Genomic DNA, 22,115 nt, shown 5'->3' with positions numbered 1-22,115 from the left:
AGCGGCGACTCACGCCATCCGCAGCAGTTCGAGCGTCTTGCGGCCGAGGCGTTCGAGCGACGCGTTCGCCTGCTCTGCGGCGTCGCCGCTTCCGTCGGGCGAGTTGTCGTCCGGGTCATCCATGCCGACGTCCACCAGTCGCGAGCGTTCGCCGTCGTGCCAGTGGGCGCAGTTGCGGCCCCCCTTCTTCGACGCATAAAGCGCCGCGTCGGCTCGGGCGAGCGTCTGGTCGCCGATCTCGCTGGCCATGGAGATCGCCGCGCCGATGCTGACGGTCATTCGCAGTTCGCGTCCGTCCGGCAACGGAAGCGGGTTCGATTCGACGACGACGCGGACCTTCCGGGCGAGCGTCCTGACGTCGGCGACCTTCGCGTTCGTGACGAGCAGGGAAAACTCCTCGCCGCCGTATCGGGCGAGCAGCGAGTCCTCAGGGACGACCGACCGAAGCAGGGCCGCGACATGCTGCAACGCCCGGTCGCCGATCGGATGGCCGAAGACGTCGTTGAGGTTCTTGAACCGGTCGAGATCGATCATCAGGATCGCGAAGGGGCGACCGCTGCGACGCCAGAGTTCCGATTCGACGGCCAGAGCTTCGTCCAGCGAACGACGGTTCGCGACTTCCGTCAGCGCGTCGGTCCGCGCCTGGCGCAGGACCTCCGTCAAGGCGACGGTCTGCTCGTGAAGCTGTGCTTCGGTATGCGCGATCTTGCGGCTGAGCTCCGCGTGCCGGCGTCGCATCGCCGCCTCGTCGGCAGAGGGAACTCCGCGGGCGATCGCGCCGGCGTCGGGCTTGGATCCCTGAGCGAGCGTCGCCTCCCAGCCCTGCATCGCCTGGCGGTGTTCTGCCACGAGCCGCTGCAACTCTTCCGCGTGGCTCTGGAGCGAGGCCAGTCCCTTACTCGCGACCTCGTCGAGTTCGGCGGCCGGTCGCGGATCGGACGCGATCCTGACAGACCGGCCCAGCCAGAAACCGAGCGCAAGACCAGCCAGCAGCAGCCCGGCTCCGCCGACGGCGCCGAGAGCGAGAGCGGTCACCAGAACGTCGGCGTTCGTCGGCAAGGCAGGAGGACTTTCCGAAAATGCGGCGCGAATCGGGCGAGCGAACGACTGCGGAGCGCCGCCCGGTCGTTATTTCCGAAACGACTGGACGTCGGATGCCGAATCGCTTCTTCGCCCCCGTCTGCGGAAGAGGGCGCGCACGCGGGAGGCGGTATGGTTCAGTCTAGTACGGAAAGAGCGCCCGCGACCTGATCCAGTATCCGGAATGGCCGACGCGGCGAGAGGCCGTGGCCGCTTCGACCGTCCTGGCAAGGATCTCGCGGCGCGATCCCGGCAGTCCCTAGAATCGTAAGCGTCGCGACGAACGAACCGCACAACACGGACGGCAGATCGATCATGCAGATCCTGGTCTTCGAAGATCGACGCGTCGATCGCCTCTATCCCTCGTCCTGTGCGCGTCCTGCGTACTCGCTGAGCTGCGCGGGCGAGACGCTCGCCGACTGGCTCGACCGACTGCCGTCGCAGCGAGTCGTCGCGCTCGTCCGGCCTCATCTGCAGGCGGTCGCCGCGTTCGATCGACCGGCTTGGAACGTCGCTTCGGGCTCGGCCTCGCTCGACGGAGCGGGGCCGACGCTCTTCGTCAACGCGCGCCTCGTCCCCTCGGCCAGCACGTTTCGCCGGCTGTCGCAGATCGTCGCCGACGGCCGCGACTGCGTGCATTGGAGCGGCGAAGAGGTCGCCTGCGGACTCGCCGTCGGGAAGAAGCCTCCGTCGCCGATCGAGGCCGCCCGCATCGGCGACTTCTTTCGACTGGCCGGCGTCAAAGGCGCCGCAGCGTCAGAGCCTGCGGCCTCCGGATCGAACGGCGATGTCGACGCCTGGCCGATGCTCGAGTATCCCCATGACGTCGTGCGGCACAACCTTTCCGCGTTCGGCGAGAACGTCGAGGCCCGTATCGCCCGCGGCGCCTACCGGCAGCTTCAGGACGGTCTGTTCGTGGCGGAGAACGTGAAGCTCGGCGAGTACCTGACCGTCGACTGCGCGGCCGGCCCGATCGTCGTCGAAGCGGGCGCGTCCGTCGGCCATTACTGCTTTCTGCGGGGACCTGCCGTGATCGGTCGGGGCGCCCGCGTCATCGAGCACTCCGCGATCAAGGACTCCGTCTCGCTCGGCCATACGACCAAGGTGGGCGGCGAAGTCGAAGCCAGCGTCATCGAGCCGTACACGAACAAACAGCACTACGGCTTCCTGGGGCACAGCTATCTGGGAAGCTGGATCAACCTCGGCGCCGGGACGTGCAATTCGGACCTGAAGAACACCTACGGCGAGGTCAAGATCGAGTACCGCGGTAAAAAGGTCTCTACCGGCATGCAGTTCATCGGCTGCGTCATCGGCGACTATTCGAAGTCGGCCATCAACACGGGCATCTTCACCGGCAAGACCGTCGGCGTCTGCAGCATGGTGTACGGCTTCGTCACCACCAACGTCCCCAGCTTCGTGAACTACGCCCGGCTGTTCGGTCAGGTGACGGAATTGCCCGTGGACGTGATGGTCTCTACGCAGAAGCGGATGTTCGCGCGGCGGAACGTGGAGCAGCGCGACCACGACGTCCGGCTGCTCCACGACATGTACGACCTGACCCGCGACGAGCGACAAATCGCCGGCGAACCCCTCTCCCTGTGACCGGCGCGGGCGAACTCGCCCTCCGACCCGGACGACTTGAATCTGATTCAAGTCAGCTTGAGCAGGATCGGCGGCGACGATTTCGACCGCTTCAGTTAGGATAAGTCGGCGGGAAGCACGATCCGATGAAGTTGATCCCGCCTGCGTTCCCCTCGTAATCACGCGACCATTCTCTCCATGCTGCAGCAGACCTATCGTCCCGGGCGAGTCGGGATCTCCTTCGAACTCTTCCCTCCGAAGACGGACGAGGGGGTCGATCAGCTCATGGAGCAGGTCGGGCGGCTGATGGAGTTCGCGCCCGACTATCTGACCTGCACCTACGGGGCGGGCGGTTCGACGCGGGACAAGACGCTCGACATCGTCACCCGGCTGAAGAAGGAGTTCCGCGTCCCCGTCGCGTCGCACCTGACGATCGTCGGCACGACCGTGGACGGCCTCCGCGATTACCTGGGAACGGCCCGAGATCGCGGAGTCGACGCCATCGTGGCGCTCCGCGGAGATCCGCCCAAGAGCGATCCGCATTTCCGCCCCATCGACGGCGGCTTTCGGTACGCGAACGAACTGGTCTCCCTGATCGCGGCGGAGTTCCCCTCGTTCGGGGTGGCCGTGGCAGCCTATCCGGAGACGCACCGGGAGGCGACGTCGACCGACGACGACCTGCGGAATCTGAAGACCAAGGTGGACGCCGGCGCCGACGTCGTCATCACCCAGCTCTTCTACGACAACGCCGATTTCTTCGAGTTCCGCGAGCGTTACGACGCCGCGGGCATCAAGGCGCCGCTCGTCCCCGGGATCCTGCCGGTCACGAGCCTGGCCCAGATCAACCGCATCGCCTCGCTCTGCGGCGCCAAGCTGCCCGCGGCGTTCTGCGAACGACTGGCCGCGGCGGAAGGGGACGAAGAGCGTCAGGCCGCGATCGGGATCGAGTTCGCGACGCAGCAGGTGCAGGAACTGCTTGATTCCGACGTTCCGGGCGTCCACTTCTACGTGCTGAACCGTTCGCACGCGACGTCGGAGATCCTCCGGAATCTCGACCTGCGCGCGACCCAGCCGCTGAAATAGCCCCCCTAACGAGAGGGTTCGCTGCTACGGTCGGACGACGTCGCCGTGCGGAATCATCCGGTCGTCGCTGCCCCATCGTCGCCGTTTGCCAAAATCGCCTAGCCCGTCTCTTGCGGCGAGAGCGGTGCAGCGGCGTTCGCCCCGCCGATAACTACAATTGCGGCGACGCCGGCGGATCGTCTGCCCGTGCGCCGACGCGGTCGCCGGACTCGACGGCCCGGATCCGTCTTGGTCCGGGCGGAAAGTCCGGCATAGGATGAAGGCTGGCGGGCCGTACCTGGCTCCGCGAATTGGACGCGACACGACGTCGGACGGATTCGACGTCAGATCAGGCGAAAGTTCATGGACGGACTGGCGCGTTACGCTGCCTGGAGTTGCGTCGTCGTCGCATACGGCGTCGCCCTCCCGCTCTGCGCCCAGACGGCCGACGAGCGATTCGAGGTCGCCTCGTCCCACTATTCCCGCGGCTGGTATGAACGGGCCGCCGAGAGCTTCGGGCAGTTCGCCGAAGCCTTCCCCGACGACCCCCGCGTCGCCGACGCCCGATTCTTTCAGGGCGAATCCGCGCTCGCGGCGGATTCTCTGGAAGTCGCGCAATCAGCCTTCGAAGCCGTCGCGGAAGCATCGCCGGAGGCGGATCGGCTGGCCCACGCGGAGTTCCGGCTGGCGGAGATCGCCTTCCGGCAGGAACGCTACGACGATGCCGCCGCCGCCTACTCCGACTTCGTGCAGGCTCATCCGACGCACGCGTTCGTGTCGAGCGCCGCGATGCAGGCGGGACACGCTTACTGGAAACGAGGCGCCTTCGCCGACGCTGAGGCGGCGTATCGCGACGGCCTGACGCGATCGACCGAACCGAACGTCGCCCAGGAGTTTCGGGTCGCCCTTGCGCGGACCTACGCCGCGCTGAATCGGTACGCCGACGCCGTCCGCTTCTACGAGACCGTTCTATCGACGCTGCCGGCGGACGCCGAGAGCGCCCTGCTTCGGCTGGAACTCGCCGAGTGCCGCTTCGCGACCGAGGAATTCGCCGACGCGGCAGAAGCGTTCGCCGCAGCGTTCGACGCGACGGACGATCCCGCCGCGCGGACGCCGATCGCCGAACGCCGCGTCGAGGCCCAGCATCGGGCCGAAAGTTGGCAGGCGCTGTGCGATTTCGCCGCGTCGGAAGCCGGCAAGTCGGCGCTGGAGAAGTCGCCCGCGGCGCTGGAACGCTACGCCGACGCGCTCGATCGGCTGTCGCGGCCCGAAGAGTCCAAAGAAGTTCGACGGCGATTGCTGCAGGGCCAGTTCGCCGCGTCGTTCCGGGCGGAAGCGCTTCGCCGGCTCGCGCTGTCCGCGTTCGAGGCCCGCGATGCGGAGCAGGCGCTGTCGCTCTGCGACAAGCATGCGGACCTGCTGCCCCTCGCTGATCCCGACGCCGCGCTTCGCTCGCGGATCGCTCGCGAGCATCTGGATGCCGGCGTTCCCGAAAAGGCGGAAAGCCTCCTGCGGGAGTGCCTCGCGATCGAGGGGCTGTCCCAGGAATCGCGGGCGTATCTGCTCTACGATCTGGGCGTCGCCTGCGCGAAGCAGGATCAGCCGCAGCGAGCGCTCGAAGCGTTCGGCCAGGCCCCGACCGAGGCGCCTAAGGACCTCGCCAAAGCGATCGCCCTCGCGGCAGCGGATGCGGCGACCTATGCCGGCGACTGGACGCTGGCGGAGGAGTATCTCCGGCGATACGAATCGCTCGACGAAGTCGCTCCGCCGGAAGGCGTTCGCCGCAGGCTGTTCGTCGCGGTCGCGAACCAGGGGAGCGACGATGCCGAGGCCGCGCGCCTGCTCCGTTCGCTGAAGGTCACGAACGAAGCGGACGCTTTCTTCTGGAAAGCTCTCGATCGCTTTCTGACGCGTGCCCAGAAGAGCGATCCGCCTCTCTTCGCCGAATTCGACGGACTGCGTCAGACAGCCGCTGCGCCGGATGCCGTGCGCGCCGGCACGCAGATCGAAGCGGGTTTCGCCGCGATCGCAGAGGGCGACGTGACGAGCGCGAAGAAATCGTTCGAAACGGCGCTGCGACTGGCGCCGGAAGGTCCCATCGCTCGCGACGCCGCCTGGGGTTTGCTGGAAGCAGCCGTGCAGGAAAGCGATCTCGCGGCGGTCGATGCCCAGATTCAACGACTGACGAATCTGAAAAGCGACGACGACCGATTGCGGCAGGCGAGTCTGCTCCGTTCCCGCGCGCTTCACGCGTCGGGCGACGTGAACGAAAGCGCCGCGGAACTGAAGCGCCTGATCGCTCAGCTCGACGACGACGAAACGGATGCGAATGCCGAAACGCGGACCGCGCTCCTTCCGCTGGCGCTCTTCGACCTGGCGGAGCGGCTGACGGAATCCGAACAGGACGCCGACGCGACCGAGGCGTTCGCGCGAATCGTCGCCGAGTTTCCCGATTCGCCGGTCGGAGCCGACGCGGCCTATCGACTGGCGGAAGCGGCGTATCGGGCGGAGCGAACGGAAGAGTGCGAGCAGGCGCTCGCCGATCTGCTCGCGCGGAATCCGCGATCGGAGCTGGCGTCGCACGCCTGGTACCTTCGCGGGCAGAACGCCGCGCGGGAGGAGGCCTGGGATCGCGTCGTCTCGTCGATGGAGACGCTGCTGGCCGCGGCTCCGGAAAGCGTTCTCGCTTTCGAGGCTGAGTACTGGATCGCCGAGGCGAAGTTCCGGCAGAAGGACTTCGCCGGCGCCGGCGCTCGCTTCGATGATCTGTCCGGAAAGCTCGGCGAGAACGAACCGGCATGGAAGGGAATGATCCCGCTCCGCCGGGCGCAGATCCTCGCCGCGGGGTCGAAGTTCGCCGACGCGCTCGCGCTGCTGTCGTCGTTCGACGAGAGCTTCCCTGACTTCCGCCAGCGACACGAGGTCGACTATCTCCGCGGACGATGTCTCGCGCGGCTGGGACGGTTCGAAGAGTCCCGCGCCGCGTTCGACGCCGCGATTCGATCTCCCTGGGGAAGCGCGGGCGAGATCGCCGCGATGGCCCAGTGGATGATCGGAGAGACCTACTTCCATCAGGAGCGGTTCGAGGACGCGATCGCCGCGTACGACCTGGTCGAGGCGAAGTACGACTTTCCGAAGTGGCAGGCGACCGCGCTGTTGCAGGCCGGGAAGTGCTACGAACGTCTGAACAAGTCCGACGAAGCGGCTCGCAACTACGCCTACCTGATCAAGAACTACGGCCAGACGCCGCTCGCCGAAGAAGCGAGCAAGCGTCTGCGCACCACGTCGAATCGTCCGCGTCAGGCGCTTCGCCACGCGGAACTGAAATAAGAGGGCAAGCGATGCGTCACTCCTATCGAGCCGTTTCGACGATCGTCGCCGCTTCGATCGCGCTCGTCGCAATCGCGGCGATCTCGTCGACGCTATCCAGTTCCGCCGCCGCGCAAACTCCCGCGGCAGTCGATGCAGGCGCGGCGCAAGTCGACGGCCCGCAGCCCGAGGGGCTCGATGCCGCGGCCGGAGAAATCGCGGCGGCGCCTCCTTCGCGGAACCTGTTGCAGATCATCTACGCCGGCGGGCCGATGATGGTCCCGATCCTGGGCTGTTCGTTTCTGCTCTGCGTCTTCGTCTTCGAGCGCTTCATCATGCTACGCCGGGGCCGGGTCATTCCGCGCCCGTTCGTGAAGCGGTTCCTCGAACAGCTTCGCGAAGGCCAGCTCGATCAGGAATCGGCGCTCGAACTCTGTCAGGAGAACAAGAGCCCGATCTCGACCATCTTCGCCGGCGCGCTGCGTCGCTGGGGCAAGCCCGCGGTCGAGGTCGAACAGGCGATTCTCGACGAAGGCGAACGCGTCGCGAACGGCCTAAGGCGGTACCTGCGGCTGTTCAACGGCATCTCGACTCTGACGCCGCTGCTCGGTCTGCTCGGGACCGTGTACGGCATGATTCACTCGTTCAATTCGATCGCGTCGGCCTCGGGAATGGGCAAGCCGGAGTTGCTCGCCGCGGGCATCGGCGAAGCGCTGATCACCACGGCAGGCGGCCTCACGGTCGCGATTCCCGCGCTGATCGCGTACCTGTTCTTCGTCGGCAAGGTCGACGGCATGGTCGTCGAGCTCGATTCGCTCGGTCAGGAAGTCGTCGGCATCATCGCGTCGGACGGGTGGGAGAAGGTCTCGACCGAGAAGACCAGGCGCCGGAGCAAGGCCGCTGCCGCCTGATCGTCTCGCCGCCCGATAGGGCGAAACGGCTAGCGGGGGCATGCAGCGAAGGATCGCGAAGGAACAGGGACAGGACGCCATGCCGCTCAAGACGCTCCGGGACGAGCAGCCTTCGATGAACCTGACGCCGATGATCGACGTCGTGTTCCTGCTGCTTATCTTTTTCATGGTCGCCACCCGCTTCGCCGACGCCGAACGGAACATCGAACTGCAGGTTCCGACGGTCAAGAGCGCGGGCGCGATGACGCCTCCGCCGGACAAGCGAACGGTCCACGTGCGCCGCGACGGCTCGATCGCGCTCGACGAACGCGAAGTCACGAGCGACGAACTCAGAACCGCGCTCGCCCAGGCGATTCAGGAATATCCGATGACCGGCGTCGTCGTGCGCGGCGACGGCCAGGGGTCGTTCCAGAACGTCGCCGACGCGCTGGCCGCCTGCCGCGAAGCCGGCATCTCCGACCTGGGCATCACGGTCCGCATCGCCGACGGCGGACCGGCGGAAACAGGAGCGACGCGACGATAAGCTCGTTAGCGGAACAGTATTGACGACGACCGAATCGGAACGGGACGAACTTGGACGTACGCGACTTTCTTCTCCTGGCGGAGACGACCTGGATCCACTGGATTCAGGAGCGTGCGCTCGCGATCGTGCTGCTCGTCGGGGCGCTCGCCGTCGCGATTCTGCTGCTGGTGACGCTCGTCACGCGGTGGGGTCAGTCCCGGGCGATGACGAACTGCGTCATCATCTCGGTGATCGCCCATCTGCTGCTGGTATTCGTCGCGTACGGAACGCAGCTTCTTCAGCCGCAACCCCTCCCGCCCGGCTACGGCGGAGAGATGAAGCTGTCGCTGGTCGAAGAGGGCGAGGCCCAATCCAGGTCAGCGCATGCGAGCGACGCGCAGCCATGGGAAGAGACCGAAATCGCCTCGACGGTCGAACCGCCCCTCCCCACGCCGGAACGTCCCGCGCCGGAGCCTCCGTCGCCGATCGAAGGGGCGAGCGAACGCGAACCGCTGGAACTGCCGACGGCGCCCCTCTCGGAGAAGATTGCCGAGTCGACCGTCGAGCTTCCCCCCGTGAAGTCGACGACGCCGGATGAAGGTCCCGCGCCTTCGGATCGCACAGAAACGGCCGGCGCGCCGACGCTCCCGGCCGCACGTCTGGCTCTGCCGGCGACGGCGCCGCCGCTGATTCCCCCGGCCGCGATGGAACCGAAGCAGCCTCAGGAAGCGCGACTGGCCGAGAAGATGCCTCCGCCGCTGATGCCGGAGGTTCCTCGTTGGGAGCCTGCGCGACCGCCGCTGGAGGCGCTGTCGCCGCGGACGCTCGAATCGATGGAAGCGCTGGAACTCGAAACGCCCGACGCGACGGCGATGGGATCGACGCCGTCGGAGCTAGCCGCGCTCGCGCCCTCGGTGACGCCCCCGGCGCTTCTGCCGGTCGAGCAGTCGCCGACGGAACCCGTGGCCGTTCCGCGCGAAGTCCTGCTGGAGCGCTATCTGAACGAGGCGCCGACCCGGCGGCTGGGCGACGGGGAGATCATGCCCGAGCCTTATCGCTGGCGCCTGTCGGAGAATCGCCCGGAGATCGCGGCGGCGTCAGGCGGCAGCGAAGAGACGGAAGAGGCCATTCGCCGGGCGCTGGAGTGGCTCGCCTCCGTTCAGGAACGCGACGGAAGCTGGAGCGCCCGACGCTTCGGCGCCGGCGAAGAGCATCGCGTCCTGGGCCAGGATCGCAAAGGCGCCGGCTCGTCGGCAGACGTCGGCGTGACGGGACTGGCGCTCCTGGCGTTCCTCGGCGCCGGATGCACCCATCTGGAAGGCGATCATCGCCGAACCGTCGAAGCGGGTCTCGCTTACCTCATTCGCGTGCAAGGTTCGGACGGATCGCTGCATGGCGACGCGGCGCTCTTCGAACGGACGTACTGCCACGGCATGTCGGCGATGGCGCTGGCCGAAGCGCTCGGCATGACGGGCGACAAGGCCCTGCGTCCCACGGTGGAGAAAGCCGTTCGTTACACCCTCGCTTCGCAGCATCCGCTCGGCGGCTGGCGGTATCAGCCGGGCGATCCGGGCGACATGAGCCAGTTCGGCTGGCAGGTGATGGCGCTGAAGAACGCCGACTACGCGGGCATCCCGGTGCCTGCCGCCAACATCGAGCGCATGAAGGCGTTTCTCAACAGCGTCTCGTACGGACGCCACGGCGGACAGGCCCGCTACCGCGCGAACGACGGACCGTCCCGCACGATGACGGCGGAGTCGTGGTGGTGCCGCTATCTGTTAGACACCGGCCTCGGCGACGCGGCCCAACAGGAGGGCTTCGACTACGTGATGGAAGAGTTGCCTTCGGCGTCGGGCAAGGCGAATTACTACTACTGGTACTACGCCACGCTGGCCCTGCATCGCAGCGGCGACGCACGGTTCGCGACCTGGAGCGCCGCGCTCGTGCCGGCGATTCTGGAGCGACAGGTCGATTCGGGCGCCTATCGCGGAAGCTGGAACGCCGACTGCGTCTGGGGCGGCTACGGAGGTCGCGTCTATACGACCGCGACGGCGACGCTCTGCCTGGAGTCGTTCTATCGCTACCGTCCGAAGTCAAACTCGGATGCGATCGCAGCCGAACGACCCGCGGGGGTGGGACGATAGCGCGACGCGTCAGTGATCGTCGTGCGCGCCGGCGTAGAGAAAGTCGCTCCAGCGGATCGGGCGCAACACGCTGAAGAGATCGCAGCGACGATCGGTCCAGACCACCTGCCGGTCGGACGGAATCGCGGGGAAGCTGGCGAACGCAGGGGCGTCGAACGTCGCTTCGCTCGGGGAGAGCAGCATCCACGACGCAGCCGAGGCGCCTTGCGAATCGCTCTTCGTTTCGATCGATCGCGTCGCCAGTTCGTAACGCTCCGCCGCTGCGGCGAGGACCGGGACCAGGTCGAAGTGCCGGTTCGAGATATGGACCGCCAGGATGCCGTCCGGCGCCAGACGATCGAGATAGATCGCGAGCGCCTCGGTCGTCAGCAGGTGCGTCGGAATCGAGTCGCCGGCGAACGCGTCCAGGACGAGCACGTCGTACGGCCCTTCGTCCCGCGCGACCTCTCGTTCCAGCGCCAGCCGCGCGTCGGCGACGACGACGTCCCACTCGGCTTGGCAAGTCGGAAGGTAGGTGAAGCGCTCCTGCGCAAGCTCGACGACGGCAGGGTTGATCTCGTAGAACCGCAGAAAGTCGTCAGGCTTGCCGTACAGAGCAAGCGTCCCGGCGCCGAGCCCCGCGACGGCGATGCGCCGCGGCTCGGCCGCGCCAGATTCCTGCGGCTCTGCCTCGCTAGCATCTCGCGGCTCTTCCGCGCGATGATGCCGCAGCGCCAGGCCGACGCCGGAGTTCGGACCGTAGTAGTAGGTCGGCGTCTTCGCCCGCTTCTCGTCGAGGAACTGCGACCCGTGTGCGATGCGCCCGTGCATCATCTCCAGCATGGCCTCTTCCGGGTCGTCCGCGTTTCTCGTGCGCACTCGCAGTACGCCGAAGAAGTTCCGCTGCGATTCGAGTAGTTCGGGGTGCGCGAAGCCGGCGGACTGGTAGCCGATGAACGCGACGACCATCAGATCGGCGCTGAGAAGCATGCCCCACATCCAGGTCGTGCCGTCGACGTTCGGGGCGGACGCTCGCGTCAGGTCGGGTCGCCGGACCTCGAACCCTTCCGGGACGAAGATCGGCCTGGCGGCGACCGGCGAATTCGGATCGCGACGGAACAGCACGATCAGCGCTAGCAGGAGCGTCGCCGCGATCGCGACGTGGATTTCCAGGAACGTCGTGAAGATGGCCGGAGCGAGCAGGCTCACGAACGCTCCCCCCGCCAGACCCGCGGCGGCGATGATCAGGAAGTAAGTCGTCAGCCGGGCGGGTTCCGGCTTCAGCCGGGCGAGCTCGCCGTGACAGAAGTACGCGCACGCGAATAGGCCGAAGAAGAAGGCGAACGCCTGAAAGCCGATCGAAGCGTTCTGGGCCCCGACGAATGCCGCCGTCATCGCCAGCGTGGAAAGCACGAGCGCGGCGAGCCCGACCGTGCGCGAGTAGCGCTTCGGCGCGTCGAAGCAGATCACGAACGTCAGCAGGTAGAGCGACAGCGGAACGACCCACAGAAAGGGCACCGCCGCCACGTCGAGACAAACCTGGTTCGTCGTCGCCAGAAGCATGGCCGACGGAACCGCCGCGAGTCCGAACCAGAGAACCGCTCGGCCGAACGAGAGGGGTTTTCTCTCTGCCGCTTCGGACGACTTCGACGGCTCGTCGGGCGACGCATGCCCGGCGGTCTGTTTCCTTAGCGCGGCGATGCCGAGCGTCGCACAGAGCGCCGTGAACAGACCGAAGGAGATCGACCAGATCCACGACTGCATCGGCAGCGAGAAGGCGGGCTCGATCACGAACGGATAGGAAACGAGCGCGAGCAGCGAACCGGCGTTCGACAGGGCGTAGAGCCGATAGGGCGAGCGCCCTGGATGCGTCCGGCGGAACCAGTCCTGCAGCAGCGGACCGCTGGTCGAGAGCACGAAGAAGGGGACGCCGACGCAGACCAGCAGGATGGCCATGATCGCCGTGACCGGCGCATCGACGTTCTCCGGCTTCCACGCGTCGCCCGGCAGGATCGGGAGCGACAGAATCGCGAGGCCGAGAATCGCGAGATGGACGATCGTCCGCGTCTTCGCCCCGAAGCCCTTCATCAGATGGGCGTACAGGTAGCCGAAGAACAAGAGCGCCTGGAAGACCAGCATGCAGGTGGTCCAGACCGCCGGCGCTCCGCCGAACCACGGCAGGATCGCCTTGCTGACCAGGGGCTGCACCTGGAACAGGAGAAACGCGCTCAGGAAGACCGTCGTCGCATAGCCCAGCGCGAAAAGTCGAGTCGATGCGGCCGACGAGGCGTCGAACACGCCCAGCGCGCCGGCCTCGATCTCCCACGACTCCGTGATCCGCGATGCATCGTCGAGCGCCGGCGATGCGACGTCGTCGCCCTGGACGAACGACGGCGCGGCTCCCGATCGCGGGGCGTCGGACATGGAGAGTTCGTGCGCGGCAAGGGAATCGGCGGTCGAAACGGACACGTCAGAGTCTCGCGAGCGACGGACGACGTGCGCACTCGACCTTCGCGGCGCAGGATGCTGCGGCTGGTTCGAGGCGCGGAACGCCGAAGTTTAGCTCACGCGATAACAAGGTCCGGTGAAACCGATTGTAGGGGCCGCGCGGGCCAGCACGACCGTCGAACGGGGCGGGGCCCGGTGACCGTCGCCCCCCATTCCTGGTTCTCGCCGCTACGCCATGTCGAAGAGCAGGAACTCTCCGGTCTCGCGGCTTTCGATCCGCAACTCGCTCTCCTCCGAGATCGCCGCGCCGTCGCCGGGCCGGACGGTCTCGCCGTTCACGACGAACTCGCCGGACAGCGTCTGCAACCAGGCGTGACGGTCCGCGGCGATCGGAACGGCCAGCGTCTGTCCCGCTTCGAGCAGAGACAGCCCGATCGTCGCGTCCTGACGAATCGCCAGCGATCCATCGCGCCCGTCAGACGAAGCGACGATGCGCAGGCGGTTCAGCTTCTCCGACGGGTCGAGATTCAGTTGGTCGTACCGCGGGGTCGCCGATCGTTCGTTGGGCAGGACCCAGATCTGGTAGAGATGGACCTGCTCGTCGGACGAAGGGTTGAACTCGCTATGCTCGATCCCCGAGCCGGCGGACATGTACTGAAACTCGCCCGGTCGCAGCACGGCGCCGCTCCCCAGACTGTCCCGGTGTTCCAGCGCGCCCGACAGGACGTAGGTGAAGATCTCCATGTCCCGGTGGGGGTGCGTTCCGAACCCCTGTCCCGGCGCGACGAAGTCCTCGTTGATCACGCGCAGCGACCGGAAGCCCATGAACTTCGGATCGCGATAGCTGCCGAACGAAAAGCTGTGTCGCGTGTCGAGCCACCCGTGGTCGAACCTTCCCCGCTCCTCCGCTCTCCTGACGTAGATCATCGCTCGCTCCTTTCGCCGCAGACGGCATTTAGTTTACATATCAACCTTTTATCTGATGCGCCGAGGGCGGGGGAGGTTACGCGGCGCCCGCGGGTAGCATGCGAGGGCCGAAAAGAGTTCGTCCCGGCGAGCGAAATCCTCGCTGCGCGGGGCGGCGAGAAGGCCTAGAATGACGGCGTTCGGGCCTCGGGCGGCGACAAGCCGGAGGCGATTCGACAACGAACGACAGCCAGGAACCTGATATGCGACAGGACGACGCTTTCCGCGCTGCGCTCCTGCTGGCCTACCTGCAGGGCGAACCGAAGTCCGCTGCCGCGCTGGGGGACTTCCTGGAAGAACAGGGAGAGCCGCGGATCAAACCCTACGGCGACCGCTTCAGCCGGTTCCAGGTGGTGCTCGGCGTACTCCCCGCCAGGCTGGCGCACGAACTGGCCACCGACTTCGCCGAGCAGGCGCTGCCTGCGTTCGAAGAGCGGTATCCCGATCGACCGGAACCGCGTCTCGCGATGGAGGCGAAGCGACTCTGGCTCGCGCGGGAACTGGACGACGAGGAACTTGTCTCGAAGCGGAAGAGCGCCTTTCGCCTGTCCGAGACGATCCGAGTCGAATCGGAGACGGCCCGCACTCAGGTCCGCAGTCGACGAGCGTCGGCAGTTCCCTACCATACGCTCTTCGGCGACGACGCCATGCTGGGCGAACGGATCTGCCAGTCGGCGGGTCACGCGGCTTCGTTCGCGGTCCACACGACGGCGCGCTACGCGGCCCGCTTCGCCATCTACGCTGCCAGCGCCCCTCGCATCCGCGATCAGCAGGAAGGGCAGATCGAACTGGTGGAGTCGGTTCTCGCCTGCGAGACCTACGTTTCCGCGGTCTGACGCGAAACGTCCGCAGGCGAAGCCCGCGTCGATGCCGTCGACTGCCGCGATCGCGACGCGAGTGCATCTCGCAGTTTGCGGCTGGCGACCCTTCCCGGGTGGCGCCGGTTGCCTCAACCGGCGCGGGCGCAGCCCGTCGGAGGCCTCCGAGCGAATTCGGCGCGAGGTCGCTGTTCCCCATCGAGAGAAAACTTCGACGAGCCCGGCTGCGAGGATTCCGTCGCGCACCTGAGGCCTCCGATCCGCTGCGCGGACGCTGGTTGGGACAACCAGCGCCACCCGGGCGCGATGATTCCGTCATCGGGTCGGCCAACTTTCGTGCCGATTGCAAACCGCAGGGTGCGCTCTATCGACGCAACTCTCCTCTGCGACCCTCGCCGCGGACGCGACGGGCAGCGATAATGCATCGGCACGGAGGCGGTCCGATCGGCGGACGCGTCCGTACGGTCGAACCTCCCCAACGGTCGCATGTCCGAGTTCCTGTTCGAAGATCCCACGCCGGAAGAGATCGCGTTCGTCGAGGCGATCTGCGAATCGCCCGCGGATTACGTTCCGCGCCTGGTCTTCTCCGACTGGCTCGAAGAACGCGGCGATCCGCGTGCGGAGACGATCCGCCTTCAGTGCGGGGAGGAGCATCGCCGAGCAGAACTCGGCCTCGGCTACCTGCTCGCCCCCTGGAAGCGCTGGCAGCCCGTCTGGGAAGGCACGCCGATCGACGAGGTGGCCGCATCGCTGGCGGCGCCTTCCGCGATCAGCGATGCGGAACGATCGCCGCTCGAAGCGACCGATTTCTGGTCGGATCGACTCGCCCCGCCGCGGCCGACCGCCGTCGCGGACTGGCTCGGCAACTCCCGCTGGGACGGCACGACCGTCCGGTACAGCCGTCGGGGAGGCTTCGTCGAGAACCTCGCCTTCGACTCGCCCGCGGTTCTGAATCAACTTCCGGAAGAGACGTTCCGCAGGCTGCCGGTCCGCGGGTTCGAGTTTCGCTGGGCCCGCGGCTGGAACGAGGCTCTTGAAGACGCCGGCGTCGCGCGGCGGATCGAGCGACTCGCCTGCGAATTCACGTACGACAGCTCGGCGCTCGACATCTACCGCATGGTCGCCTGGCTGCGGGAGTTCGAGATTCGACCGCGCGTCGTCGCGCTGTCGCATTTCCGCTCGCTCGGCGTCGGCGAGTGGAAGCGGACGTTCGCCGAACTGGCGACGATGGGGATCGAAACGCTGTCGCTGGAATCGAGCGAACTCTCCGCGCCGTTCTTCCGCGAACTGCACACGGCGGGCGAAGGCTTCGCGCCTTCGTGCCTGGGCTTTTCGGGATGCGAAATGCGAGAGGACAGCATGCAGGCGCTGTCGACTTGGCACGGCCTGTCGTCGGTGCGACTGCTCGATCTGACGGAGAACCGCGTCACGCGGATGGGATTCGACTTCCTCGCCGATTCGCCCTTTCGCCATCCGGACCTGCGCATTCTGATCAGCGCCGAGGCGATTCGCGCCGTCCCGGACGATCTGCCGGCGATCCCTGTCCCCAAGGCCGAACGTCGCCGCCAGATCGCTCGCGGCGGCCCCGCGCTTTAACCGAACCCCACTCCCCGGCGATGACCACGGACGAGTCGCTTTGCTTTCTTCGCGAGATCGTCGCGGCGCCGGAAGACGACGCTCCGCGGCTGATCTATGCCGACTGGCTCGAAGAGCGGGGCGATCCGTTCGGCGCGCTGATCCGCATTCAGTGCGAACTGGCGCGTCTGGAGGCGGAAGGCTCGCGGTACGTCGAACTGCGTCTGGAAGAGTGGAACCTGCTGCACGAGTACGGCCCCGAATGGGACGGCACGCTGCCGACGTGGGTCTCTTCGTTCGAGCGTCGGCGAGGATTCGTCGAGCGGATCGCGCTCCCCTACGGCAAGTTCCACGAGCGGGCGGAGCTGCTGTTCGACGAGCATCCGATTCGTGACGTGACGCTCGAAGGTCGACCCGAACGCCTCACGCGGATTCTGGAAGAACCGTCGATGCTGCGGGTCGAGTCGCTTTCGCTCGCGTTTCTCGACGACGAGGGCCTGCGGGCGGTGGTCGAGTCGCCCTATCTCGAAAACCTGAAGAGCCTGCGATTCCTCGACGGTCGCTTCACCCGTTCCGGCATGCGGGCGATCGCGTGGTATGCCGACTGGCCCCGACTGAAGCGCCTGTCGCTCGCGGGCTGCCTGGCTCCTCTGGGGCGAACCGCCGGCTTCGCGGATAAGGTCGTCGCCTGCAACGTTCTGGCCGAGACCGATCGCCTCGACCGCATCGAGCAGCTCGACCTCTCCGGCAACGACCTCTCCGCCGCTCAGCGGGAAGTCCTGCGGGCACGGTACGGATCAAGGATCTTGCTGTAGCTTGTATCCCGAGCTCACTGCTGCAGCGCGTAGAGCAGGATGTTCGTGCCGATGCGGAACGCGTCTTCGCGGGCGTAGCCGGGGCATTCGAGCGAGTAGCCGTTTTCCAGCACGCACGACAGATCGAACGGGGAGAAGACCACGGCCAGGCGTCCGTCGACGAACAGGCCCTCCATCTGCGGCGCCGTTCGGGAGGAGGCGATCTTCACCCCCTCGTCGCCCAGCCGCGAAGGCCGTCGCAGTTCGACGGCGCTGAGGTTCGCTCCGCCGAACTCCGTGGTCCACATCGGATGCTCCGCGGGCACCGGTTGCAGTCGCGACTTCGGAACGAGCGCGTTCATTTCCCGGCGGAACGCCTCCGTAAACGCGGCGCTCGCGCAGATCGAATCGCCGAAGATAAACCCGCCCCGTTCGAGATAGGTTTTCAGCGCCTCCCGTTCGTCGTCGGACAGGCGGAAGTCCTCGCGGCCATGCACGAACAGGATCGGAAACTGGGCCAGCGAATCCTCCGTCGCGGCCACGTCCTCGTCGAACGGAGCGACGGTCAGCGGCAGTTCGCGACGGACAGTCTTGAGCAGGTTCGGAAGCGCGCTCGGCGCTTCGGAACTGCCGCCGCCGTGGGCGATGCCGGCGATGCGAAGCGTGCCGCGAGCGCCGGCGTCGACCGTCGTTTCGCCCGCGAACGTCTTGGGCCGGAGCTTTTCGTCCAGTTCGCGGTTCGTCGCGTAGGCGAGCACGTTCTGGCCGACGAACACCCGCGGCTCGATCAGATCCCGGATTCGCGGCGGCGCCTTCTCGCCCGAGCCGGGAAAGTATCGCGACCAATAGCAGCTCAGGTTGCCGGGACAGTAGACGACCGACGTCCGGCAGCAGGTCTCGAGCCCCAGCAGCGGATACTCGGGCGACGGAGTCACCGGCCGCTCGGCGAACCAGATCGGATGCTCGGGCGGCAGAGGCTTCAGTTGGCTGTCCGGAAAGAGTTCCTGCATCAGCGCCGTGAACTGCTCGTGGAACGGCGTCGCGGGGCAGTCGTCGCCGCGCCCCCCTTCGGCGAAGAGGAATCCGCCTTGCTCCAGGTACTCCTTCAGCTTGCGTTTCTCTTCCAGGCCCAGCGAAATCGAGGGTCCGGACATGAACAGCACCGGCGACTGCAACAGGTCCTCGACCGACGCCTTCGCGATCGGAATCGTCTGCCAGGAGAGGTACTGCTTCCAGCGCTTCTCGATCGAGAACATCAGGTTCGGGATGCCCTCGGGATGCGGATCGAAGGCCGCCCGCGGCGTGCGACCCTCTTCCGCTCGATGGTCGAGCTTCGCGACGAGGACCGGCCGCCGACCCTTCGAGAGAAACAACAGAGCGAACGAAGTTCCGGTCAGCGGACCCGCGCCGGCGCCGCGACGCTCGGTCCACGATCCGCTGATCGTGTCGCGCATCCGCTCGTCGAGCAGTCGCTCCGAGCCCTGGCGATACCAGTCGATCTGCTTGAAGAAGCGCTCGCCGGAGAGACGCCCGACGCGTTCGAGCGCGTAGAGGTAGTACAGGTAGTTGTCGCTGCTGCCGATGTTCGCTTCGACGGTGAAGTGATCGGCGTTGAGCCACCGCATCCCGCGTTCGATGGCGTTGGTCAACTCGGCCAGTTCCAGTTCCCCGCCGCAGCAGTCGATCGCCGCGTTCTCGGACGCTTCCGCCGAAAGCATGCTGCGGATCATGATCAGCGAGGAGATCGCCGCGGTGGACATGCTCCCCGTGCTGGGCGTGCCGTCGACGTACGACCAGCCGCCGTCGGCCTGCTGGGTGGCCAGCCAGTACATCGCGGCCCTCTGCCAGGTCTCCTTCTTGACGTCGATGCCGGCGCACTGGGCGTCGTAAAGCGCGAGGACCGCGAACTGGGCGTTCGACTTGTCGCCTTGACCCGAGTTCTTCGAGTAGGCCCAGGATCCCATTCGCGGACCGCCCTGGATCTGCGCCTCTTCGAGCCACGCAACGGCTTTTTCCAGGATCAGGCGATCGCGCGCGGGATCCGCGGCCGCGAATACGGACGCGAAGAGCGCGATGACGTAGGTCTTGTCGACTTCGCCGGAAACATACAGTCGCCGCAGGTTTTCCAGCGCCTTCTGCATCTTCGGATGATCGGATTCGATCCCGGCGTTCAGCAGCGCCAGCGTGCAGAGCGCCGGGACGCCGCCGCGATAGCCCGTCAGATCCTGCCAGTGGCCGTCGTTCTCCTGCCGGCTGAAAACGAAGTCGACTCCCTTGTCGATCGCGGCGTTGACCTTCTCCGGCGAGACCTGCGCAGCGCAGCGATTCGGCGCGAAGCACGCCGAGAGCAGAATCCCGATCGCGACCGTGGCGATCGCGACCGATCGCGATTCGAAAGAACGCATTCGACGCTTCCTGATCCGAGCCCCTTGGCTTCCCGGCTAATGCGAGGCTGACGATCTATCTTAGCGGTCTCTGGGCGACGGGGCGGCAGAATCGAACCGATGGAACCGGCGACGCGCCGCACGACCCCTACGTCCCGACGATCGGAAGGGGTTCCTCGCGTGAGGGGAGCGCCGCGACCGCCCGTTCGATTGTCGCCCCGTTCCGCCGCCCGTAGAATCGGAACGCAGGAACGCCTTGCGACGAGCCGACTTGGAGTCGGAGCACAGGCCCAGGCTTCGATCGAGCCTTTTCAGGACGCCGCGGGGACGCATTCGCCGATGGATTCGACTCAGCCCGACCCGCGTCACCGCCTTCGCGACGTATTGCAGGAGTTCCGCCAGACCCGCGTCCACATGCAGCACGAGCTGCAGAAGGTCATCGTCGGCCAGGACGAGGTGATCGAGCAACTTCTCGCCGCGATCTTCACGCGCGGGCACTGCCTGCTGGAAGGCGTGCCGGGGCTGGCCAAGACGCTGATGGTCAGCACCCTGGCGAAGATCCTCGACGTCGGCTTCAAGCGGATCCAGTTCACGCCCGACCTGATGCCGTCGGACATCACCGGCACGAACGTGCTGGACGAAGACGAAAACGGTCGCCGGCAGTTCCGCTTCGTCGAAGGGCCGGTCTTCTCGAACATTCTGCTCGCCGACGAAATCAACCGCACTCCGCCCAAGACGCAGGCGGCCCTGCTGCAGGCGATGCAGGAGCGGGAAGTGACGGTCGGGCGCAACACGTACGAACTGCCCGACCCGTTCTTCACGATCGCGACCCAGAACCCGATCGAGCAGGAGGGAACGTATCCGCTGCCCGAGGCGCAGCTCGACCGGTTCATGTTCAACATCAAGGTCGACTACCCGTCGCTGGACGAAGAAGAACGGATCCTCGTCGCGAGCAGCCGCAACGAACGTCCCGAGGTGAAGAAAGTTCTCTCGGCCAAGGCCATTCTTTCGGTGCAGAAGCTGGTCGCTTCGATCGCGGTGAGCGACTACGTCGTGAAGTACGTCGCGCGGCTGGTTCGCGCGACGCGACCGCGCGGGGGCGAGGCTCCTGACTTCGTGCGCGAGCTGGTCGACTGGGGCGCGGGTCCGCGTGCGGGACAGTTCCTGATCGCGGGCGGCAAGGCTATGGCCGCGATGGACGGGCGCTTCTCGGTCTCGTTCGACGACATTCGACGCTGCGCCGTGCCCGTCCTGCGGCATCGCATCGCGACGAACTTCCAGGCCCAAGCCGAGGGGATGACCAACGATCACATCGTGCAACGTCTGGTGAAGTCGATCCCCGAACCCGATTCGCCCAAGTACGAATCGGGCGATCCGGGCATCAGTTACGCCTCGCCGACCCCCGCGGCCGCGAAGCCCGCCGTTCCGCCCCCGCCGCCTGGAAGCCGCCGATAGGCGTGACGACAAAGTCTTCCTGAGCGGCGGACGTAAGTCCCCCGAGTCTTCCGCGGTTCGATGTCGGGTTGCTGCGTTAACCGCTTATCCTCCCTATGTCCTCCGCCGAAAGCTATCTCAAGCCTGACGTGATCCGCCGGATCAAGCGGCTGGATCTGCGCGCGGAGTTCGTCGTCAAAGGCTTCATGCAGGGCCTGCATGCGAGCCCCTATCACGGTTTCTCGGTCGAGTTCAGCGAGCACCGCAAGTACGCGGCAGGAGACGATCCCAAGGACATCGACTGGATCGTTTTCGCCAAGACCGACAAGTACTACGTCAAGAAGTTCGAGGCCGAGACCAACATCCAGGGCTACCTGGTGATGGACCTCAGTTCCTCGATGGGCTACACGCACCGGCAGGATCTGACGAAGTTCGACTATTGCCTGTGTCTGGCCGCGGCGCTCGCCTACCTGATGACGAGCCAGAACGACGCGATCGGACTGGTCACTTACGGCGAGGCGATGACGTCCTGCCTGGCGCCGAAATCGAAGCGAAAGCAGCTCGGCAACATTCTCGCCCAGCTTTCGCGGATGAAGCCGGCAGGAAAGACGCAGACGCCGAAGAGCCTGCAACAGGTCGCCGGTCTGCTCAAGCGGCAGAGCCTGATTATGCTCTTCTCCGACCTGCTCGACGACGAAGAGGCGATCTACAAAGCGCTGCTCCGCCTGCGGCATGGCGGGCACGACGTGATCCTGTTTCACGTGCTCGACGAGGCCGAGGTGACGTTCCCGTTCGACGGGTCGGTCGAACTGATCGATCCCGAAAGCGACGACATGGTCGAGGTCGACGCCCGCGACTTTCGCGAGTCCTACCTGGAGGAGGTCTCGCGTTTTCGCGAGGACTGGAAGCGGAAGTGCGCCCAGTCGGGCATCGATTACGTCCCGCTCGATACGAGCATGCCCTTCGACAAGGCGTTGTCGGAGTATCTCGTCAGTCGAAGGGCGAGGTTCTGACCGAAGACGGGTACAAGGGAAGGCACGGCTGGACAAGCCAGCCATGGCACATGGAGGGACGTCGATTCAGACGACACGAGATGGCTAGGCGGACGATAATCAAGAAACGGACGGC

At 66.4% G+C, this 22,115-nt stretch carries 15 protein-coding genes; 11 read left to right on the top strand and 4 right to left on the bottom strand.

Annotated elements, in window-relative coordinates; all coding sequences use genetic code 11:
• Positions 1 to 9 precede the first annotated feature (9 nt).
• On the bottom strand, positions 10 to 1,059 hold the full coding sequence (locus SH602x_RS06445; protein ID WP_479476002.1) for a GGDEF domain-containing protein: 1,050 nt from the start codon (positions 1,057 to 1,059) through the stop codon (positions 10 to 12).
• A 336-nt stretch (positions 1,060 to 1,395) separates the two neighbouring features.
• Between SH602x_RS06445 and SH602x_RS06440 the strand changes: the two genes are divergently transcribed.
• The 6 genes from SH602x_RS06440 (at position 1,396) to SH602x_RS06415 (ending at position 10,589) form a co-directional block, all read left to right on the top strand.
• A complete protein-coding gene (locus SH602x_RS06440; RefSeq protein ID WP_479476001.1) occupies positions 1,396 to 2,682 on the top strand; it encodes a putative sugar nucleotidyl transferase in 1,287 nt (428 codons plus the stop codon).
• 177 nt (positions 2,683 to 2,859) lie between these two features.
• Positions 2,860 to 3,744 carry a methylenetetrahydrofolate reductase [NAD(P)H] gene (gene metF / locus SH602x_RS06435; protein WP_479476000.1) on the top strand — a complete coding sequence of 295 codons (885 nt, stop codon included), beginning with the start codon at positions 2,860 to 2,862 and terminating at the stop codon, positions 3,742 to 3,744.
• Between the two features lie 342 nt (positions 3,745 to 4,086).
• Positions 4,087 to 7,053 (top strand): tetratricopeptide repeat protein, encoded by a 2,967-nt coding sequence (locus tag SH602x_RS06430; protein WP_479475999.1) that lies wholly within the window; start codon positions 4,087 to 4,089, stop codon positions 7,051 to 7,053.
• A gap of 11 nt (positions 7,054 to 7,064) precedes the next feature.
• Positions 7,065 to 7,943 (top strand): MotA/TolQ/ExbB proton channel family protein, encoded by an 879-nt coding sequence (locus SH602x_RS06425; RefSeq protein ID WP_479475998.1) that lies wholly within the window; start codon positions 7,065 to 7,067, stop codon positions 7,941 to 7,943.
• Between the two features lie 40 nt (positions 7,944 to 7,983).
• Positions 7,984 to 8,466 (top strand): ExbD/TolR family protein, encoded by a 483-nt coding sequence (locus tag SH602x_RS06420; protein ID WP_479475997.1) that lies wholly within the window; start codon positions 7,984 to 7,986, stop codon positions 8,464 to 8,466.
• A 50-nt stretch (positions 8,467 to 8,516) separates the two neighbouring features.
• On the top strand, positions 8,517 to 10,589 hold the full coding sequence (locus SH602x_RS06415) for a prenyltransferase/squalene oxidase repeat-containing protein (RefSeq protein ID WP_479475996.1): 2,073 nt from the start codon (positions 8,517 to 8,519) through the stop codon (positions 10,587 to 10,589).
• A gap of 9 nt (positions 10,590 to 10,598) precedes the next feature.
• Here the strand turns inward: SH602x_RS06415 and SH602x_RS06410 are convergent, their stop codons facing one another.
• Positions 10,599 to 12,992 (bottom strand): spermidine synthase, encoded by a 2,394-nt coding sequence (locus SH602x_RS06410; protein ID WP_479475995.1) that lies wholly within the window; start codon positions 12,990 to 12,992, stop codon positions 10,599 to 10,601.
• 252 nt (positions 12,993 to 13,244) lie between these two features.
• Positions 13,245 to 13,943 (bottom strand): pirin family protein, encoded by a 699-nt coding sequence (locus SH602x_RS06405; RefSeq protein ID WP_479475994.1) that lies wholly within the window; start codon positions 13,941 to 13,943, stop codon positions 13,245 to 13,247.
• Between the two features lie 242 nt (positions 13,944 to 14,185).
• Between SH602x_RS06405 and SH602x_RS06400 the strand changes: the two genes are divergently transcribed.
• The 3 genes from SH602x_RS06400 (at position 14,186) to SH602x_RS06390 (ending at position 17,190) form a co-directional block, all read left to right on the top strand.
• The gene (locus SH602x_RS06400) at positions 14,186 to 14,818 is read left to right on the top strand and encodes a hypothetical protein (protein ID WP_479475993.1); all 633 of its coding nucleotides are present in this window, start codon (positions 14,186 to 14,188) and stop codon (positions 14,816 to 14,818) included.
• Positions 14,819 to 15,286: 468 nt separating this feature from the next.
• Entirely contained in the window at positions 15,287 to 16,396 is a 1,110-nt protein-coding gene (locus SH602x_RS06395; RefSeq protein WP_479475992.1) for a TIGR02996 domain-containing protein, read from the top strand.
• 20 nt (positions 16,397 to 16,416) lie between these two features.
• Positions 16,417 to 17,190, top strand: coding sequence for a TIGR02996 domain-containing protein (locus SH602x_RS06390; protein WP_479469380.1), 774 nt, complete (start codon positions 16,417 to 16,419; stop codon positions 17,188 to 17,190).
• A gap of 14 nt (positions 17,191 to 17,204) precedes the next feature.
• Here the strand turns inward: SH602x_RS06390 and SH602x_RS06385 are convergent, their stop codons facing one another.
• Positions 17,205 to 19,574, bottom strand: coding sequence for a DUF4159 domain-containing protein (locus SH602x_RS06385; RefSeq protein WP_479475991.1), 2,370 nt, complete (start codon positions 19,572 to 19,574; stop codon positions 17,205 to 17,207).
• Between the two features lie 318 nt (positions 19,575 to 19,892).
• Between SH602x_RS06385 and SH602x_RS06380 the strand changes: the two genes are divergently transcribed.
• Together SH602x_RS06380 and SH602x_RS06375 are read left to right on the top strand one after the other, a co-directional pair.
• The gene (locus SH602x_RS06380) at positions 19,893 to 21,008 is read left to right on the top strand and encodes an AAA family ATPase (protein ID WP_479475990.1); all 1,116 of its coding nucleotides are present in this window, start codon (positions 19,893 to 19,895) and stop codon (positions 21,006 to 21,008) included.
• Positions 21,009 to 21,103: 95 nt separating this feature from the next.
• Positions 21,104 to 22,000 carry a DUF58 domain-containing protein gene (locus SH602x_RS06375; RefSeq protein ID WP_479475989.1) on the top strand — a complete coding sequence of 299 codons (897 nt, stop codon included), beginning with the start codon at positions 21,104 to 21,106 and terminating at the stop codon, positions 21,998 to 22,000.
• Positions 22,001 to 22,115: the final 115 nt, after the last annotated feature.

It is taken from the genome of Lignipirellula cremea (assembly GCF_056501455.1).
The sequence above is the reverse complement of the archived record's forward strand: the minus strand, read 5'-3'. Positions and strand labels throughout refer to the sequence as shown.

Coding starts and splice junctions, on each gene's coding strand:
- SH602x_RS06440 (WP_479476001.1), top strand. CDS start 1,396: ATGCAGATCCTGGTCTTCGAAGATCGACGCGTCGATCGCCTCTATCCC.
- metF (WP_479476000.1), top strand. CDS start 2,860: ATGCTGCAGCAGACCTATCGTCCCGGGCGAGTCGGGATCTCCTTCGAA.
- SH602x_RS06430 (WP_479475999.1), top strand. CDS start 4,087: ATGGACGGACTGGCGCGTTACGCTGCCTGGAGTTGCGTCGTCGTCGCA.
- SH602x_RS06425 (WP_479475998.1), top strand. CDS start 7,065: ATGCGTCACTCCTATCGAGCCGTTTCGACGATCGTCGCCGCTTCGATC.
- SH602x_RS06420 (WP_479475997.1), top strand. CDS start 7,984: ATGCAGCGAAGGATCGCGAAGGAACAGGGACAGGACGCCATGCCGCTC.
- SH602x_RS06410 (WP_479475995.1), bottom strand. CDS start 12,992: ATGTCCGACGCCCCGCGATCGGGAGCCGCGCCGTCGTTCGTCCAGGGC.
- SH602x_RS06405 (WP_479475994.1), bottom strand. CDS start 13,943: ATGATCTACGTCAGGAGAGCGGAGGAGCGGGGAAGGTTCGACCACGGG.
- SH602x_RS06400 (WP_479475993.1), top strand. CDS start 14,186: ATGCGACAGGACGACGCTTTCCGCGCTGCGCTCCTGCTGGCCTACCTG.
- SH602x_RS06395 (WP_479475992.1), top strand. CDS start 15,287: ATGTCCGAGTTCCTGTTCGAAGATCCCACGCCGGAAGAGATCGCGTTC.
- SH602x_RS06390 (WP_479469380.1), top strand. CDS start 16,417: ATGACCACGGACGAGTCGCTTTGCTTTCTTCGCGAGATCGTCGCGGCG.
- SH602x_RS06385 (WP_479475991.1), bottom strand. CDS start 19,574: ATGCGTTCTTTCGAATCGCGATCGGTCGCGATCGCCACGGTCGCGATC.
- SH602x_RS06380 (WP_479475990.1), top strand. CDS start 19,893: ATGGATTCGACTCAGCCCGACCCGCGTCACCGCCTTCGCGACGTATTG.
- SH602x_RS06375 (WP_479475989.1), top strand. CDS start 21,104: ATGTCCTCCGCCGAAAGCTATCTCAAGCCTGACGTGATCCGCCGGATC.